General features: G+C 60.4%; 13 protein-coding genes. 6 read left to right on the top strand and 7 right to left on the bottom strand.

Features of this window, described 5'->3' with window-relative positions:
- Positions 1-125: 125 nt before the first annotated feature.
- The 4 genes from F7O44_RS29035 to cysD form a co-directional block, all read right to left on the bottom strand.
- The gene (locus F7O44_RS29035) at positions 126-1,154 is read right to left on the bottom strand and encodes a tyrosine-type recombinase/integrase (protein WP_162453833.1); all 1,029 of its coding nucleotides are present in this window, start codon (positions 1,152-1,154) and stop codon (positions 126-128) included.
- Between the two features lie 243 nt (positions 1,155-1,397).
- The gene (locus tag F7O44_RS29030) at positions 1,398-2,309 is read right to left on the bottom strand and encodes a TSUP family transporter (RefSeq protein ID WP_162453832.1); all 912 of its coding nucleotides are present in this window, start codon (positions 2,307-2,309) and stop codon (positions 1,398-1,400) included.
- Between the two features lie 67 nt (positions 2,310-2,376).
- Positions 2,377-4,209, bottom strand: a complete 1,833-nt coding sequence (cysC, locus tag F7O44_RS29025) for an adenylyl-sulfate kinase (protein WP_222851812.1) — start codon at positions 4,207-4,209, stop codon at positions 2,377-2,379.
- Positions 4,209-5,120, bottom strand: a complete 912-nt coding sequence (gene cysD / locus F7O44_RS29500; protein ID WP_162453830.1) for a sulfate adenylyltransferase subunit CysD — start codon at positions 5,118-5,120, stop codon at positions 4,209-4,211. The genes cysC and cysD overlap by 1 nt, the downstream gene beginning before the upstream one ends.
- 232 nt (positions 5,121-5,352) lie before the next feature.
- On the opposite strand from cysD, the gene F7O44_RS29015 reads away from it, so the two are divergent.
- From F7O44_RS29015 to F7O44_RS29835, 4 genes are all read left to right on the top strand, one after another.
- Positions 5,353-6,384, top strand: coding sequence for a sugar phosphate nucleotidyltransferase (locus F7O44_RS29015; protein WP_246221581.1), 1,032 nt, complete (start codon positions 5,353-5,355; stop codon positions 6,382-6,384).
- 2,019 nt (positions 6,385-8,403) lie between these two features.
- The gene (locus F7O44_RS32215; RefSeq protein ID WP_162453828.1) at positions 8,404-9,432 is read left to right on the top strand and encodes a zinc-binding dehydrogenase; all 1,029 of its coding nucleotides are present in this window, start codon (positions 8,404-8,406) and stop codon (positions 9,430-9,432) included.
- A 269-nt stretch (positions 9,433-9,701) separates the two neighbouring features.
- On the top strand, positions 9,702-10,439 hold the full coding sequence (locus tag F7O44_RS29005) for a hypothetical protein (protein WP_222851809.1): 738 nt from the start codon (positions 9,702-9,704) through the stop codon (positions 10,437-10,439).
- Positions 10,440-10,465: 26 nt separating this feature from the next.
- A complete protein-coding gene (locus F7O44_RS29835) occupies positions 10,466-10,645 on the top strand; it encodes a hypothetical protein (RefSeq protein WP_222851808.1) in 180 nt (59 codons plus the stop codon).
- Positions 10,646-11,398: 753 nt separating this feature from the next.
- Here F7O44_RS29835 and F7O44_RS29000 read toward each other — a convergent pair.
- A complete protein-coding gene (locus tag F7O44_RS29000; protein WP_162453827.1) occupies positions 11,399-12,604 on the bottom strand; it encodes a GNAT family N-acetyltransferase in 1,206 nt (401 codons plus the stop codon).
- A 542-nt stretch (positions 12,605-13,146) separates the two neighbouring features.
- On the opposite strand from F7O44_RS29000, the gene F7O44_RS32210 reads away from it, so the two are divergent.
- Together F7O44_RS32210 and asnB are read left to right on the top strand one after the other, a co-directional pair.
- Positions 13,147-13,977, top strand: coding sequence for an aldolase/citrate lyase family protein (locus F7O44_RS32210; RefSeq protein WP_162453826.1), 831 nt, complete (start codon positions 13,147-13,149; stop codon positions 13,975-13,977).
- Positions 13,978-14,021: 44 nt separating this feature from the next.
- Entirely contained in the window at positions 14,022-15,860 is a 1,839-nt protein-coding gene (gene asnB / locus F7O44_RS28990; protein WP_162453825.1) for an asparagine synthase (glutamine-hydrolyzing), read from the top strand.
- Positions 15,861-15,906: 46 nt separating this feature from the next.
- On the opposite strand, the gene F7O44_RS28985 is transcribed toward asnB, so the two are convergent.
- Both F7O44_RS28985 and F7O44_RS28980 read right to left on the bottom strand, forming a co-directional pair.
- A complete protein-coding gene (locus tag F7O44_RS28985; RefSeq protein WP_162453824.1) occupies positions 15,907-17,103 on the bottom strand; it encodes a CaiB/BaiF CoA transferase family protein in 1,197 nt (398 codons plus the stop codon).
- 24 nt (positions 17,104-17,127) lie between these two features.
- Positions 17,128-17,865: a FadR/GntR family transcriptional regulator gene (locus tag F7O44_RS28980; protein ID WP_162453823.1), complete on the bottom strand. Its 738-nt coding sequence runs from the start codon at positions 17,863-17,865 to the stop codon at positions 17,128-17,130.
- Positions 17,866-17,882: the final 17 nt, after the last annotated feature.

Below are 17,882 nucleotides of genomic sequence, written 5' to 3'. Positions count from 1 at the left end.
CCAGCTCACGACGCGTGTCGCCACACCATCAAGCCATCCCCACCGATGACCCTCTGGCCTCGCACGCCAGGTCGGCCACATTCACACAAACTGCCGAATGATGCATCAGATGCAATTCCGCTCATTTACAGCTCGGTGGCATGACTGTGCCTGAACCAGTGCGGGGTCCATTCCTTGGGGCCCACGCCGTTCTTCTTGAGCCTGTTCACTTTGTCGTAAACGGTTTCGGGGCGCATGGCAGCCATTAAAGGCGGGCGGTAGAGGTTAACGAATAGCGGAGAGTCTAACGTAATGGTGATTCCTTCGTCGGCAGCCCGGCACGTCATATGAGTCACGTAGTCAGTGAATAATTCCCGTAGATCATGGCTGACGTAGACCACCCGGAAGCGCATGCCCTTAACGCGTGCGCCATTCGAGTTGTCCTCGCGTGGTACGACGTCGACGTACGGAAGGGCTTCCGCCAGCGCGGCGAAGTCTTTGATCCGCATCCCCAGTGCCTCGCCGAGGCGCAAGCCTGAATCTTGTAAGAGGGCGAACAGGAAGCGGTCGCGAAGGTTGCCGGTCCACTCACCGGTCTCTTGGTTGAAGACCGCACAGGCGTCGAGAATCGCCTGCCATTCCTTGGGTTTGAGAACGGGAGGACGCGCTCCACGCGGCCGGCGTACCCGCACGAGCGACGTTGCCCGTAGCGGAGAACGGGCGGCCAGATGCGCGAGGAGTCCGTGACTGCGACGCCTGGATGCCGGGCCTCGCATGACCCGTTCGATGACGGGCACCCCACTCATGGCGCCATGCCACCGGTAAAACGAGATCACTGCGGCCAGGCGCGCTTGTAGCGTCGCTGGTGATGGTGACTTCTGTGACGGAATCAGGACGTGCTCGGATGTCCGACCATTGCGTAGCCAGGTGAGAAAGCTTGCAAGCGTGGGAGCGCCCAAAGCGTTCCACTGATCAGCCTCGCCGCGAAGCTCAAGGAAAGTCCACCACTGAGCCAGCGAGGTGGCGTAGTTGTTCACGGTATTCGGGGACCCATGATCCCGGTTTCGGTGCGACTCAAGCCATTCGTCGATAACGGTGATGACCTCGTACTTCTCGTTGACTACGGTCCATGTGCGTGTGCCGCCTGGTGGGCAGGCAGCCTGAACATACGCCATGCGAATGTGCTCCTTGACGTGGTGGAGATCCCAGAAAGGCGGTTGGGAGCCAGCAGCTACAACAGCTGCTGGGGGAGCGGGTATACCTGCTAATCGGACACATGCTGTCCGGCCGCGCGAGCGGACTTAAGCAACAGAATGAAGATTGATGGGCACTCTAGTGGAAAGGACCGCTGCAGGCCGCGGTGCGCCGCGCGGCGTGTCGCGCTCTTGCGTCGTGGAAGTCGGCACCTCGCTGCGGCGTCAGCGCCTCCTGCGCGGAGCTGCGGGCCGAGTCCGGACATCCGGTTCCTGTTGTTTGCGGTGTAGGCGGATGACGTGGGTGACGGCGGCCGCCCAGGCGAGTAGCACGAGCAGGTAGATCGGGCCGCGCGTCCCGGGCGAAATGTTGAGTGCGTGTTCGGAGAGCAGTGTGCGTGCATTCAGCAACACGATGAGCCCGCCAACGGCAGATCCGAGGATGCGGGCGGGGATGCGGCGGACCAGCCATGCCGCGACGGGTGCGGCGATGACCCCGCCGAGCAGCATTAGCGCCACCCAGCTGAATTTGACGCCATGAAAGCCGAGTCCGAGCAGGAATCCCGCGCTGGCGCTGGTGGCGACCATGAACTCGCTGGTGCCGACCGAGCCGACCACTTTGTGGGGTTCGATCCGGCCGCTGGCGAGCAGGGTGGAGGTGCTGATCGGGCCCCACCCGCCTCCGGCCGTCGCGTTGACGAAGCCCGCGACGAGTCCCAGAGGCGCCAGGAACCTATTGCGTAACGGCTTGCCGAGATTGGCCACCGGCACCCCGGCCGTCGTGAACCGGATCAGGATGTATAGCCCCAGGATGAACAGCACGCCGGCCATCAACGGGGTGGCCGCGGCGGTGGAAAGGCTGGACAGGAAGGTCGCCCCGATGAACGCGCCGATCCCGCCCGGGATTCCGATACGGCGCACCACTGCCCAGTCGAGATTGTCGAACCGCCAATGCGACAGACCTGATGCCAGCGTGGTCCCGATCTGGGTCAGATGCACCGTGGCCGAAGCCAGTGCCGGAGTGGTCCCCATCGCCAGCAACATGGTGGTCGACGTCGCCCCGAACCCCATCCCCAGGCTTCCGTCGACCATCTGAGCGCCGAACCCCACCAGCCCCAGCATGACCAGGATGTGCACAGCAATCTCATCTCATACTATTCCGACGGATTTAGTAGGTATATTACCGGTGGCGCACCAATCGCTGTCAAGAGCGAAGCCGGCTGGTCAGGTATGTCAGAACTTTGATAGCCATGGCTTCTGGGGTGCCGTCGTCGGGGCGCAGTACCAGGTTGGGTGATTCGGGCGGCTCGTAGGGATCGTCGATGCCGGTGAGGGCGACGACGTCGCCGGCTCGAGCGCGGCTGTACAGACCCTTAGGGTCGCGGGCTTCGCAGACTTCCAGGGGAGTGTCAACGAAGACCTCGACGAACGGTAGCCCGGCGTCCTCGTGGGTCTCGCGCGCAGCGTTGCGAGCGGTGCGCGAAGGGCTCATCAACGAGACGACCGCGACGAGTCCAGCATCGGCGAACAGACGCGCTACTTCTGCGACCCTGCGGACGTTCTCCGCGCGGTCACCAGGGCCGAAGCCTAGGTCGGCGTTGAGACCCTTGCGGAGGTTGTCGCCGTCGAGAAGGTAGGCGGGGCGGCCAGCTGCGACGAACATACGTTGGAGTTCGGCGGCGACGGTGGATTTGCCGGCGCCCGACAAGCCGGTGAGCCACACCGTTAGGCCGTGGGAGGCGCGGTCGGCTCGTCCGATGGTTTCCGGATGCGCGACGACGTCCGGGTTGGGCTGGTGTGGCTGGATGATCATGCCGGCGGCGACGGTGTTGTTGGTCGTCTCGTCGACCAGAATGAAGCTGCCGGTGTTCCGATTGCGACGGTACGGATCGAACAGGAGTGGTTGCTGCGTGTGCAGCTGGACGCGGCCGATCTCGTTGAGCTGGAGCCGTTCGGCGTGTTCGTCGCGGTGCAGCGTGTTGACGTCGAGACGGTAGTCGAGCTGGCGCACGCTCGTCCTCATTGTGCGTGTGGTGTGCTGGATGACGTACCGGGCGCCGGGGGAGAGGGCGGACTGCTCCGTGAGCCAGCAGACCATCGCATCGATGTGCCGCGTAGCGTGCGGCCGGTTTCCTGGTCGGCAGATGACGTCTCCACGTCCGACGTCGAGTTCGCTGGACAGGCGCATAACGACGGACTCTGGCGGGAAGGCATGGTCGGCCGGTGCGCCGCCAGGCCCCCAGATCTCTTCGACGGTGGAGGTGAATCCCGAAGGCAGAACCATCACCTGGTCGCCAGGCCGGAACACGCCGCCGGCCACGGTGCCGGCGTAGCCGCGGAACTCGTGACTGCGGATGACGTATTGCACGGGGAACCGTGCGTCGATGAGATTACGGTCTGAGGCGACGTGGACGTCGTCCAGGTGATGCAACAGCGATGGCCCGTCGTACCAGGGCATGCTGGCGCTGCCGTGCACGACATTGTCACCGTGCAGGGCTGAGATCGGGACGAAGGTCAGGTCGTGGACGTCCAGTTTGGTTGCGAACTGGCGGAACTCCTGACAGATCTCGTCGAACCGTTCGCGAGACCAGTCGACTAGGTCCATCTTGTTCACGCACAAGATCAGGTGCGGAACGCCCAGCAAGCTGGCGAGAAACGCATGCCGACGGGTCTGCTCGAGCGCACCAGCGCGGGCATCGATCAGAATCATCGCAAGGTCCGCGGTAGAGGCGCCGGTGACCATGTTGCGGGTGTACTGGATGTGACCAGGGGTGTCGGCGATGATAAATGTGCGCCGTGGTGTGGCGAAGTACCGGTAGGCGACGTCGATGGTGATGCCCTGCTCACGTTCGGCACGCAGGCCGTCGGTCAGTAAAGCCAAGTTGGTGTGCGCCTCACCGCGTTCGCGGCTGGTCCGTTCGATCGCTTCGAGCTGGTCTTCGAAGACCGTCTTGGAGTCGTACAACAGCCGTCCGATCAGCGTCGACTTGCCGTCGTCGACGCTGCCGGCGGTGGCCAGACGCAGCAGTTGAGACACTAGAAGTAGCCCTCTTTCTTGCGGTCCTCCATGCCTGCTTCGGAGATCCGGTCGTCGGCACGAGTGGCGCCTCGCTCGGTGACGCGGGTGGCAGCGACCTCGGCCATGACGGCTTCCGGCGTCGCGGCGGATGATTCGATGCATCCGGTGCAGGTGGCGTCGCCGACAGTGCGGAAGCGCACGGTCGCCTCATAGGGTTCTTCGTCGTCGAGCAACATCACATGAGGAGTGAGCGCGAGCAGCATGCCGTCGCGCTGGAAGACCGTCCGCCGGTGGGCGTAGTACAGCGATGGCAAATCGACATCCTGATCATTGATGTACTGCCAGATATCGAGTTCAGTCCAGTTGGACAACGGGAAGACACGGATGTGCTGGCCCTTTCGATGCCGACCGTTATAGAGACTCCATAGTTCAGGCCGCTGATTCCGCGGATCCCATTGGCCGAATTCGTCGCGGAAGCTGAATACCCTTTCCTTCGCTCGGGCCTTCTCCTCATCTCGGCGGGCGCCACCGAAGACGGCATCGAAGGAATACTCATCGAGCGTCCGCATCAGCGCCGTCGTCTGCAACCGGTTCCGGCTCGCGCGAGGGCCTTGCTCCTCGGTGACACGTCCGGCGTCGATGTCGTCCTGGACATTGCTGACGAGCAGCCGTGCGTCAAGCCGCCTGACCGTGGTGTCCCGGAAGGCCATGACCTCGTCAAAGTTGTGCCCTGTGTCGACGTGCAGCACCGGGAACGGTAGCGGGGCAGGCCAGAAAGCACGCACCGCCACATGCAGCATCACAGCAGAATCCTTGCCGCCGGAGAACAACAAGACGGGCCGTTCGAATGTGGCGGCGACTTCTCGGAAAATGTGCACCGCTTCGGCTTCAAGCGTACGCACGTGAGGAAGCTCGTACGTGGTCGTCACGGCTGTCCTATCTTCTCGGTGTTTTGAGAAAGATAGATCCGCATCGAGACTTCCGGTGAGGGTACAGATTCTGTCTCCGGAAGCCGGACCTTGACACCACGAAATCTAATGGCTTGAAACTCGGCCCCTTGGCGCGCGAAGCGTCAGACGCGAACGTTGTCGCCGTGGATACGGCTGTGCCTTGGTGGACGCGGAGGTTGTCATGGGGAGCGAGCAAACACACCTCGTGGACATGCTGGCGGCGCTCGACTCTTCGATTCGCGACTGTTTGACGATCCTGGATAAGCACGGTGTTTCGGCCGTGCTCATTGTGGATGACGACTCGCGGCTTGTCGGCATGGTGGGGGAGCGCAATATCCGCAAGGCTCTCGTGGATGGGGCCACCCCGGATGACTCGGTGCGTGATTTAGTTGGTCGGCCGGTCACGACGGCAACTCCGAGCCAGGGACGGGCTGAGGTGCTCGACATGATGCATGCCCTGAATGTCGGTGAGGTTCCGATCGTCGATGGCGGGGGCCGGGTGGTAGGGGTGCATGTCGAGGACGACATCGTGGGCGCGCAGCCGCTTGAGAACTGGGCCGTGGTGATGGCGGGTGGCCGCGGCACGCGGCTTGCACCGTTGACCGACGATGTCCCGAAGCCGATGTTGCCGGTAGCGGGGCGGCCGATCCTGGAGCGGATAGTTCTTCATCTGGTCGGCTCGGGAATCCGGCGGATCTTTATGTCCGTGAACTACTTGGGGGATCTGATCGTGCAGTACTTCGGTGACGGATCGAAGTACTGTTGTTCGATCGACTATCTGTGGGAGAAGGAAGACCAGCCGCTAGGCACTGGTGGCGCTCTGGGCCTGTTGGACGAGGTCGCGGAACGGCCGACGTCGCCGTTGTTGTTGATGAACGGAGACTTGATCACTGGCTTTTCCGTGCAGGCGATGTTGGACGCGCACGCCGAGCAGGGTGTGGTGGCGACCATCGCCACCAGTGAGTACCACCACCAGGTGCCTTTCGGTGTGCTTGAGGTCGACGAGCAGCGGCTTGTTCGCATCGTCGAGAAGCCCACGACCTGTTGGCCGGTGAACGCCGGCATCTATGTCCTTGATCCGCAACTGCCGCCTCGTGTGCCGCGCGGCGAACTGTTCCCGATTACGCGTCTGTTCGACGACTGCCTCGACCGCGGCGAACGGGTCGGTCTATGGCCTCTTCAGGATCACTGGCAGGACATCGGCCGACCGAACGAATTGGCCCAAGCACGCGGCCAACTGTGAACCCACGTCGTGGGCCGCGTATCATTTGGTTCTGCGATACACAAGCGCCGCAGATCTCTGGATGCGTCGCCGGCGGTGTCAAGGATCGATGAAGCCGATGTGTGTTCACTTCAGCTCGGTGAATTGGAGCCCTGCCCGCAACGCGCGCAGCAGCCCCTTACCGCGTGGCGCGGCGGTGTAGGCACTCACGCTGATTGACGTTGGTTGCGTCTAGGTCCTTGTCGTTGGCCGGTTCCGAGCCTTACTGAACCCGACTGATCAGAACACACAACGCCTTCTTCCCCGACGAGCACGTCACGCGCATGTTAAGATTGACCGACAATTTGTTTCGCGACATAATCGCACTGACTACTGTGGTTTCATATCCTGGTCGAATTTCTTGCCCGCGGACCAGTCCTGCTTAGATTCAAGGTCCGGCACTACAGCCAGCCATGCGCCGCGTTTCAGTGCTGTGTGCTGCCGCGCATACCCATGTCGACCTTGAATGTGGAGTCGTGTTGCGACGGCAGTTGCCGGCTACTGTTCGCAGCGGTCAGTGTTCCCAGCTGAGACGGTCGCCATGAATGCAAGCCTCGCCGGTGGCGATGATGTCGGCGTTTAAGATCAGGCGAGCGCCATCCGCGGAGGTTGTTCGCCCTGTCAAGGATCGATGCGATGAGCACCACTCACCCTCCCGAATCCCAGCGACAACGACTGTCGCTGGATTATCCTGATCATCCTCACCATCGCCGACGATTGGGTCAGCAGCGTCTGCACCGCTGGCCTCATCGCGGGCAACTACGTGTGCACACGGTTCTTCTTTGCGGTCTAGGCCCGCCGATCAGCCAGCCGGCTACGTCTTGTACTGGCGCTGTCGACGAATGAAGCGTACAAGTCATGGTCACTATTAGCGAACCGGCATGCTGGGTAAGAGTCTCTGTGACGGGTTTCCCACCCACCACCACCGCAATGCGAGCGGGTGTGCCCGGAGGTGTATTTTGCGTCTGAGTTATTCAGCCTAGACCCGGTTGGAAATACCCAAACACGGACCGGTGTGTCAGACCGATATGTAGGTAGATGGTCGTCTCGGATCGAGAGGCGAACTCGCACACGAAACGTCGGCGGTCATAGCCTGCGGAGAAGTACGAGATCTTCGTTGCTGTGCTGACGGAGCAGGTGACTCAGCGCGAGGCAGCTGGGAAGCCGGGTGTGGGCTGCTCGATCATGTTGCGTCTCTGTCGCACGGCGAAATCTGGGCTCTGGCCGCGAACCCGTTGCACGCGATTCTGGACACGGAATGGACCGCGATCTTGGAGTTGTCCGGGACGAGGTTGCCCGCGCGCAATTGCAACGCAATTCACCCAACACGTAGGAGGTCATCGGAGACGCCCTCTTCCCTGGCATCGAGGACGGCGTGCGAACATCAACTCTTGGGGATTGGCCGAGACATACACCTGTATTACCGCGACGTCACGCCACGGAACATTTCCTGGCGCTCTATCGCCAAGGCTCCCACGGCCGAGACTCGCGACCTCGGTTGCACGTTCTCCGACCTGTTCGTCGTTGCCGACGACGGCTACACACATCGGCACCCTCGTCAACGAGGCCGACGGCATCACCTCTCTCGAAGCTTGGCAGAACACTGTCATCATCCTCGTCCGCGCACGAACCATCGGCACACACGGCTGCATCGTAACCGCCGCATCCTCTCTGGCTACCTCGGGTGGCGCCTTTCTCACATTGCCCCAGGTTATCGTATGATCAGAGCGGGTGACTGACAAAGCAAGGTTAGAGTCGACTCCTATGCGCGATGGAATTTGTACTATACGATCTTATTGAACAACCCGCCTTGACCAATCACTAAACAAGCAGCCTCCAACGCGTCCCCTAATGCATTGCGAGCAGCTAGCCGCTCTGGTGAACCTGGTCGAGAATAGCTAAAGAGGGGCGGTAGTTGACGTCCTGCGATAGGCGGGCAGTCCACGCGTCAGAAAACTCCATCTAGAATTCCCCTCCAGCTCGAAGGGTTGTGAGCCAATCGTGAGTGAGTCCACTTCTTCGAAGAGCGCATTTTCATCCGCTGCGGATGTCCCTAGTGATGCACATGCGCTTGAGGTCACCGACATATGCCACGCTGAGCTGCGTCGCCGCCCCGTGCCGGTTCCTGGGCAGGGTCAGGTTCTGGTGCGAGTCGACTATTCGGGCGTCAGCGTTGGCACAGAAACGTTTGCGGCAATGCGCAAGATTCCCGCCTCTTTGGATGCATGGGGACCTCCGCCATACGTTCCCGGCTACCAAGCTGTAGGCCGTATTGCCGCACTTGGCGACGATGAGCCTGACTCCACGCTGGGCGTAGGTGACGTTGTCGCTGTATTCACTACGAGTACGCATCAGCGATACCTTGTCGCCAGCGCTAGCTCTGTCTACAAACTTGACTCCGATAACCATCTAGCCAGCGCATCACTCTTCGTGATGTGCTCTGCTGGAGCACATTTTCTCAACCGAGCCGGCATTCAAAGTGGTCAATCGGTTATGATTGTCGGCCAAGGACTGGTCGGTCAGCTTACAGCCATGCTGGCGAGATTGCGTGGTGCTTACGTGATTGGCACAGAGATATCTAAGGAGAAGATCGCTATCTCCTCGACGCACTGCGTTGATTGGATCATCGACGCAGCCGCGTCCCTTCCGTCGGAGCAGCTCGCTGGGCGCTTTCCCGACGGAGTGGATACGGTTCTCCACACTGCAAACGTGTCAATAAAAGATTCGCTCAGATGCGTGCGATCGGAAGGTACGTTCATCTGGGTCGGCGGCAATGCGGTCGAGGGGATTACGTTTGACATTGAAGAGCCTCATCTTAAGGAAATTCGATGGATATTCGCCCACGGCGTGGGTGACGCAAAGAATGTTGAACACACTCTACGTATGCTTTCGACAGGTATTATCGACATAGGTCCGCTGATAACTCATAAGGTGAACTGGAATGAGGCCGCAGATGTATACAACGAGCTATTTGGCCGTGATCGCGATCGTCTCAACGGTATAGTCATTGATTGGCGAGATGCTGAGTAGGACTTCGAGAATTCTCAGCTGACCAAGGCTGCGGCGGTAGCCCGGGCTGAGGGTCTCGGCTACGGCCCCGGCAAAGTCATGTATTAGCTGGTCATCCCTGAAGGAACGGGGCCGTGTCAAGGGGTTGTCCAGGGCCTCGGCAAAATCGTCGGTGCTCGGGGCTGATCTGCGGTGATGTGGGCGACACGCGGGTGAGAATGCTGGGGCAGGCGTGACTCCTGTGGTGATCATGAAGGTTCCTTGCGCCTAATGATCATCGACGAGGAGCCATGCCTGCGTTCACGTCATCGCCGATCCATCCTGCAGTTGACCACCTGGTGAGCGCTGTCGATCGCTGCCGCGCTCTGGGTGGTTTGGTGGATGTGCTGGCCGCGGTGCCGGACCCACGCAAACGACGCGGTGTGCGCCACCCCGTCGCCGCGATCGTGTGTCGGTCGCGGTGGACGGCAAGAGCCTGCGCGGTGCTCGTGTCGGCGCCGACGGTGAGCGCCGTGTGCATCTGCTCGCGGCGATCGATACTGGTCACGGCGTCGTACTGGCGCAGCGTCACGTGGCGACGACGACCAACGAGATCTCAATGTTTCTCGCAGCTGCTGGACACCATCGATGACCTCGAGAGCGCCGTCCTCACGGCCGATGCCCTCCACGCGCAGCGGTCTCATGCCGACTACATGGTGCTCGAACGAGGCGGCGCGCACTACCTGCTCACCGTCATCCGGAACCAGCCGGAGCTGTACGCCCAGCTGGCCGAGCTGCCCTGGAAGGACGTCCCGGTCGCGCACACCGACACCACCAAGGCGCATGGACGGGTGGAGAAGCGCAGCATCAAGATCGTCACCATTGCTGCCGGGATCGTGTTCCCGCACGCTCGCCTGGCCATCCAGATCGTGCGCAAGCGACGCAAGAAGAACGAGAAGAGGTACAGCACCGAGATCGTCTACGCCGTCACTTCTCTCGACGTCACCGACGTCACGCCGGCCGAGTTCGCTTCATACCTGCGTACATAGAGAATCGTCTGCACTGGGTCCGCGATATGGCCTACGACGAAGATCGCTCTCAGATCCGTGCCAGCAACGGCCCGCAGACCATGGCCTCGCTACGCAACCTCGCGATCAGCCTGCACCGCCTCGCCGGCGCCACCAACATCGCCCAAGCACTCCGACATCACGCCTGGTATCCGCTCAAGCCTGTGAATCTACTCCTGACCAGCTGACATCCCGACCTTGCCGAGGCCCTGAGGGGTTGTCCTCGTCGTTTGCCTCTTCCGTCGCCGTTTGTGGGCGCGCTGGCCTGAGGCGTCGGGGGTCAAGGATCGGCCCGCTAGGGCCGACGGCTTCGCGGCCGTAGGTCTTGACGTCGACTCCGGCGCCGCGCCTGGCGCACGCCAATCAAGTGTCGAACGAGGCAGAGTGGGGGCTCCCCCTTCGTTTGAGAAAGCGTTCGGTGCTTGTTCGGGTGGTCGTGTTGTCTCCAGGGTCCGGACCGGTAGTTACCGGAGGCAGGCTGGCTGCGGTCATCCCTTCGCCCGCGCTGGGTGGGGCATGGAGCGTCACGACCGCGTCCGGGCCTGCGCTGACGCCGGAGTCTTGGCCCGGCTCGCAGGGCGCAGCGTCACCAACTTGGCGCGGTGCCGCACCTGCTCGCGCCGAGCTCACACAACGCAGGCGGTGCCACGTACGCCTCAGGCAGGCGTCCCATCCGCAACAGATCCAGCCGAGGCCGCTGCTTCGCCTGTGTCACCTGACCTTGCTCACGTTCGATCGTCTCGTCTCCGTCCATAACCATCACCGCCGTTGATCCGCTACCGGCCGACATCCACACTGTGCGCGAAGCGATCAAGACCCGCGCCGCAGATTCGCACCAGGGTGGCTCAACTCGGTCAAGCAGCGCTTGCTGTGTGCTTGCTCCGACGGTGCCCGGCCCGCGCAGCTCCGTGCCGATCGCCACAAGGAGCGCCGGACGTTGGTTAGAAGGACGTGCCACACCACGGCGCAGTTGTGGGTCGAAAGAGCTCGTCGGCAGCCGATATTGCTTCGGCATCGAGCACGTTGATCCGCCCGGCAATTGCTAGGGTGCTGGGAGACCACGCTCCTAGATAGATCATGGCTAGCGTTTCTACGCCCATACGAACCTGCGCAGCGTGACCTGTTCGCTCAACTCCCTGCGAACTAATTCGATAGTTCCCATCGTTTTCAGGGAACAATCGATCTACAATACCCATCACAACGGGCTTAGCCCGTCGGTATGATCGCGCGGCCAATGCTTCGAGAACGTCGAGGATGCGCAATAGGGTGTGATCTTGTACCTCGCCTACACGATACTGTCGCGGATCGATCAACATTAGATCGATGAATTCGTCGATCGGCCGCATCGGTGCGTAGATTTCTGAGGTCAGATCGATACTTGTCAGAAAACGCCAGAGGTCGCTCATGGCGTGTGGGTTTGTTGTGTGCAAGTCGTCGACAAATAGGTCGGCTTGAAGGTTAGGGCCGTCGTGGGAGAAATTGACCGGACGGTACAAGACGAATCCATCGTCCCCCTGCGGGCCGGTATGCACGGCGACGTTATGCTCGGAAGATGTGGATCCGAGGTCGTCAGGCCACAATCCGGTCGGACGTCTTATCATGCCCGGCCGATATGAGGCGGCTGACTGGTATATCTCTTGAATCAGTGGAATAGCGTCCGAGTTGCGTAGCATGCGCACTGCACCCCCGGTGGGTGTATCATTGCGAAATATTGCGTTCCGGGACGTGATGTGAACATTCTTCGAGTTTGTTGCTATACCGCTGCCATAGCGGCCGTAGAGGGTGGCGCTTGTGGGGCCCCAGCCGTAGGTCGCCTTCTCGCCGCGTTCGGCGCAGTCTCGCAACTGTTCTTGCATCAGGGCGGTTAACACGCCCCGCCGGCTGTAATCAGCGCGTACAGCGGCGCCACCGGTTGCAGCTACAGTGAGAGTACGCCCTCCTGGCACCGTGAGTTCTGTGGAGAATGCGCTGATTACGCCTGCCAAAGTGCCATGCAGGAAGGCACCAAAACGGCGATCAGCGCTAAGTGGCTCGAGCCAACGTTTCCATCCGCTGTCGGTAGGCGATAGATGGTAAGCGCGCATCGCGAGCTCGTAAGCCTCGCGTTGTTCATGAACGTGCAGTGGACGGATTGTAATGTCACTCATCGCGCAAGTCTCGGTTCTCCCTGAAAGATGGCAGGTCCCGGCGTTATCTCTGGGCGCCTTGCGTAGGATCTCTGATTCATACATTCGCCCATCGCATGGCTGAGATGGTTAGGAATTCACCCGCAGCCTAGAGAGTAGTATTGAGAGATCGTTGACAACCATGCCAACATCGATGGGAGCCGTACAGCGAGGCTGCTGTCCCAGGCAAGATCGATGCAGCCTTTGCTACGCACCATGGGAGAGACGATATTAGACTGGTGTTTAAGAAATAAGGGTGCCTGTTTTCGCCGCAGCCTGGGCGCTGACACCGGAGTCCGGCCGGCCCCATCAGCCCAACTGCGAACGAGGTTCGACTCTGCCAGCGGCGTGATGTGGTAAAGACCCGGCTCTCTCGGTCTGCCGGCGACGCACAAACTCTTGGTTCGTCACGGCCGGAGAGCGGGAACTCGCCCCCTGTCAGGTGAGCAGGGCGTGAGGCCAGGATGGCAAGCGAGCGGTGGGATACGCCAGCGTCGGCCACCGAGACCTTCTGAGATAGAGGGATGACTTGTATGTGGGACTTCATTGCTCGCGCACGTTCACTGCTCTTTGTGCCCGGCGATCGGCCAGATCGCTTCGAGAAGGCCGTCGCAAGCGGAGCCGATGGCGTTGTTCTGGATATCGAAGACGCAGTGGCGCCCGAGAAGAAGGCCGAAGCGCGTAAACACATACGGTGCTGGTTTGCGGAGGGCGGTGTGGGTATTGTCCGAATTAACGCAGCGGGCACGCCGTGGCACGAGGACGATGTCGCAGCACTGGCGGGCAGACCATGCAGCGTGATGCAACCGAAGATTACGAACTCGGCACAGGTCGCAGACCTTATGCGTCGCCTGCCGTCTGGATCCACCGTGCTCCCGCTATTAGAGACCGCTGAAGGGATTCTTCGAGCTCGAGAAATATGCTCGGAGCCGGGCGTGACTAGGGCTGTCTTCGGGAACGCGGACCTTGGGCGAGAATTGGGAATCGATCACGCGGACCTATCTGCGCTTAGTTTCGCGCGATGCCAAATTGTTCTTGCGTCGGCGGCGTCATGCATAGCGCCGCCGATCGATGGAGTTATGACGGCCTTGGTTGAAGACAAGAATCTGACAATCGAGGCTGAGCATGCGGCGAGCTATGGATTCACTGGAAAGCTTTGCATTCATCCACGGCAAGTGCCCATTGTTAATGCTGTTTTCACACCGTCCGCCGCGGAGATTCACTGGGCACAGCAGGTCTTGGCGGCCGCAGGAGACGGATCGGTTGGATCATTTGACAATGAAGTCGTGGGGAAGCCCATCGTAGAGCGAGCGCGAACGCTACTTTCCCGTGCGGGCGGCCGTTCGCCCTACTAGTGCAGCTCGCGTGCAAGTTGGACGTCAATCAGCGAGGTGAAAGCGTGTGCGGCATCACTGGATGGGTTTCTTATGGCGCTGACCTCCGAGGGTTCCGAAATATTGTTGAGCGAATGACTCACACTATGGTCAGTCGCGGCCCAGATGGCTATGGTGTGTGGATACGTGAGCACGTTGCGCTCGGTCATCGCCGGTTGGCAGTGATAGATCCTATAGGTGGCCGTCAGCCTATGATCGCCGAAACCTCGGGTGGTGCGGTTGCTATAAGCTATTCGGGTGAAATATATAACTTTACTGAGCTGCGCGAAGACCTGATCGGCCGCGGACATGTCTTCAAGACTCAGTGCGACACCGAAGTCGCATTGAACGGATACATCGAATGGGGCGAGTCTGTCGCTGAGTATCTGAATGGCATGTTCGCATTTGCGATCTGGGACGAGCGTGACGCAAAGCTGGTTTTGGTTCGCGATAGGATGGGGATTAAACCGCTGTATTACTATACGACAGGTGACGGCTTGTTGTTCGGATCTGAGCCGAAGGCCATTTTCGCCAATCCGCTCGCGTCAAAAGCGGTCGACGCTGACGGTCTGCGTGAGATGTTGGCCTCGACGAAGGCTCCAGGTTGTTCGCCGTGGAAGAACGTGGCCGAAGTCGAGCCGGGAACGACCGTCACCGTCACCCCCGCCGGTACGCGAACACATACGTACTGGCGACTCAAGGCGTTAGAGCATCATGATGACCGATTGGCTACAGTCAACCGTATACGTGAGCTCATGGCAGACGTTGTCCATCGTCAACTTGTGGCGGACGTGCCTCGGTGTGTCCTCCTGTCCGGTGGACTTGACTCGAGCGCGATCACCGGTCTTGCTGCGCTGCACCTGGCCGAGCAAGGTGAGGAACTACGGACGTTCTCGGTCGACTTCGACGGTTATGAAGCGAACTTCAGACCTACATCGGTCCGTCTATCACCTGACGCACCGTACGTCCGAGATATGGTGAACCATGTTGGTTCACGCCATCGGAATGTAATGCTTGATTCGTCCATGGTGGCCGACCTCGAGGTTCGGCGCGCAACAATTCAGGCCCGAGATGCGCCTAATGGCTGGGGTGACCTGGACACTTCGCTGTACTTGCTGTTCAAATCCATACGTACAACCTCGACCGTGGCGCTATCTGGAGAGTCGGCGGATGAGGTATTTGGTGGCTACCCCTGGTTCAGCGAGGACTTGGTTCAGAATTCGAAGACCTTTCCGTGGATGGCCATGTCCAAATCGAGAATGACCGATCCGTTGGCGTGGTTACATCCGGACCTGCGGAATTCTCTTGATATACCCACCTATATAGCTGACCAATATTCTAGCGCCGCGACGAGTGTGGACCACCTCGATGACGCCGATGAACTGGAACAGAACATGCGCACGGCGTGCTATCTGCATCTGACGCGATTTGTCCGCACACTGCTTGACCGTAAAGATCGGATGTCGATGGCCACGAGTTTAGAAGTGCGAGTTCCATTTTGCGATCATAGACTCGTCGAGTATGTGTACAATACTCCTTGGAGGCTTAAGAGATTTGATGGGAGGGAGAAGAGTCTGCTCAGGCATGCCACAAAGCACGTAGTGCCTGAATCGATTTCCAACCGTGTAAAGAGCGGATATCCGCTCACGCAGGATTCGGCATACGTGAAGATTCTGCAACAACAGGCGCGCGACATCGTTGCCGAACCAGGCGCCCTAGTTTTCGACCTGGTCGACCATAGCTGGCTATCTAAGGCGACGAGTGCGGATGGCGATATACCGAGCGGTGTCAAGGCGGGTATTAACTCGGTCCTGGATCTGTACCATTGGCTAGAAATCTACAAGCCTAAGCTAGTCTTACCGTAAGAGCCTTGAATCGACGGTGCAGTTTGTGTGCGTCCGCGCCGGCTACTTATTGCCCGAAGGCGCCAGCGGTGGTGAGGCCGGTAATAGTGGCATCTTTGTAGCCTAGAAGGTCGCGGACGATGTACTCGAAGTCTTCGTTGCGTCGCGGTGCGCGGCGATGCCTGGGGTCTGGTGGTCCGACGTGCACGGGCGAGGCGAGCTGTTGAACAGCTCCCCATCGTGGGTGGTCCACGTTGACGATGGCGCCGCGGGCGATGGTCTGTTCGTCGTTCAGGGCGTCGGCGACGGTATTGACGGGTGCGCAGGGGACACCGGCATCGTGAAGCCGGGCAAGCCAATCGGCGCTGGATCTTGTTCGGAAGGCAGCTTCGAGGATTGGCGTGAGCTCGTGTGCGCGGCGAGCGCGATCGGCGAACGTCGCAAAACGCTCGTCGTTGGCAAGGTCGGTGCGACCGATCGCTTTTGTGAGTAGGCGCCAGAACTTCTCCTTAGCGCAGGCGACGACGATCCATGCGTCCTTCGTCTGGAAGTTCTGGAAGGGAACCAGTGAGGGATGTGCCGAGTGGCGGGTTCGAGCTGGTTGATGGCCGGTGTTGAGATGCCATGTGGCGAGATAGCTGAGCATAGACAGCGCGACTTCGAAAAGACTGAGGTCGCAGTCCATGCCAACTCCGTCGCGCCTTGCGGCGTGGATTCCGGCCAGGACGGCGATTGCGCCGGCAAGGCCGCCGGAGAAATCTACGACGGACAGTCCGGTCTTGGTCGGCGGGCCGGCGGGCTCGCCAGTGATGTCCATCCAGCCAACGAGTCCCTGCAGGAGGTAGTCGTATCCTGGGTCGGCGGCGCGGGGTCCGGTCTGGCCATATCCAGAGAGTGAACAGCACACGATACGCGGGTTTAGGTGGTCGAGGTCGGCATAGGTGAGCTTGAGTGCCGCGGGGACATCGCCGCGAAGGTTGGAGTACACGGCGTCACTGACACGGACGAGATCTTCGAATACTTTGCGGCCGGCATCTGAGCGGATGTCGAGGGACAGCGAGCGTTTATTGCGGTTGAAGGTTTCGAAAAACAGGGAATCCTCTCCTTCGGCGTACGGGGGAATGTAGCGGGCGACGTCGCCACCGCTGTTCGGGTCTTCGATCTTGATGATTTCTGCGCCAAGATCTGCGAGGTGCAGGCTGCCATAGGGGCCAGCACCGTACTGCTCGATGCTGATTATCCGAACATCCTGGAGTGGCTTCATGTTTGAAGCGTAAAACTCCGAGGTTTAAGCGTCAATGTTATCGCGGTCAAGGCGTGGGTAGTTGCTCTTGAGGTTCCATAGATGGGCACGGGTTGCCTCCCGGGCGCCCGCCTGGTCACGAGCCTCGACATAGCTCAGGATCTCTCGGTGGTCGTGATCGACCTGTTGCCAGAACCGACCGGACGCGCGGTCACGGAGAATGCGGTCTTCGAGGATGTTGAAGACTGGTTGCGCGACAAGGGTGAGCAGAGGGTTATGGGCGGCGAGCAGTCCGGCATGGAAATCGCGGTTGTAGGTGAAGATGAGGGACGTGTCGACGGTGTCAGGTCTGAAGAGGGTTGCGCGAATCACAGCCACCTCCTCGTCAGTCCGCCGGAGCGCGGCCAGTTCGGCGGCCGGTATCTCAAGCATTTCGCGCACCTCGACGAGCGCGGACACCGGGAGCTGGGCGCCGGCCGTTAAGAGATCGATGTTGGCCTGCAGGGATGTGCTGATCTCATCCGGTGCTGGGTGGGTGACAAAGAGTCCTCCGCTCACACCGCGTTTGACTCGCAACATGCCCTGGCTGGCGAGGACTCGCATGGCCTCACGTGCCGTGTTCCGGCTGACGTTGTAGCGGGAGGAAAGCTCAGGCTCGGTAGGTAGCTGATCACCAGGTTTGAGTGCTCCGGAGACGATCTGATCACGAATTTCGGCCGCCAGCTTTGCGTACGCCGGGAGTGGGGGAGTGCCGCTACCGGCCTTAGCCTCTTCGGGCGGCATGATGTCATCCCTCGATG

Origin of the sequence: Phytoactinopolyspora mesophila (genome assembly GCF_010122465.1) — a bacterium.
Lineage (GTDB): Bacteria > Actinomycetota > Actinomycetes > Jiangellales > Jiangellaceae > Phytoactinopolyspora > Phytoactinopolyspora mesophila.
The sequence above is the reverse complement of the archived record's forward strand: the minus strand, read 5'-3'. Positions and strand labels throughout refer to the sequence as shown.

Excerpts from the sequence above, each read along its gene's own strand:
- F7O44_RS29035 (WP_162453833.1), bottom strand. The coding sequence starts at position 1,154 with ATGGCGTATGTTCAGGCTGCCTGCCCACCAGGCGGCACACGCACATGG.
- F7O44_RS29015 (WP_246221581.1), top strand. The coding sequence starts at position 5,353 with ATGCTGGCGGCGCTCGACTCTTCGATTCGCGACTGTTTGACGATCCTG.
- F7O44_RS29005 (WP_222851809.1), top strand. The coding sequence starts at position 9,702 with ATGCCTGCGTTCACGTCATCGCCGATCCATCCTGCAGTTGACCACCTG.
- F7O44_RS29835 (WP_222851808.1), top strand. The coding sequence starts at position 10,466 with ATGGCCTACGACGAAGATCGCTCTCAGATCCGTGCCAGCAACGGCCCG.
- F7O44_RS29000 (WP_162453827.1), bottom strand. The coding sequence starts at position 12,604 with ATGAGTGACATTACAATCCGTCCACTGCACGTTCATGAACAACGCGAG.
- F7O44_RS32210 (WP_162453826.1), top strand. The coding sequence starts at position 13,147 with ATGACTTGTATGTGGGACTTCATTGCTCGCGCACGTTCACTGCTCTTT.
- F7O44_RS28985 (WP_162453824.1), bottom strand. The coding sequence starts at position 17,103 with ATGAAGCCACTCCAGGATGTTCGGATAATCAGCATCGAGCAGTACGGT.
- F7O44_RS28980 (WP_162453823.1), bottom strand. The coding sequence starts at position 17,865 with ATGCCGCCCGAAGAGGCTAAGGCCGGTAGCGGCACTCCCCCACTCCCG.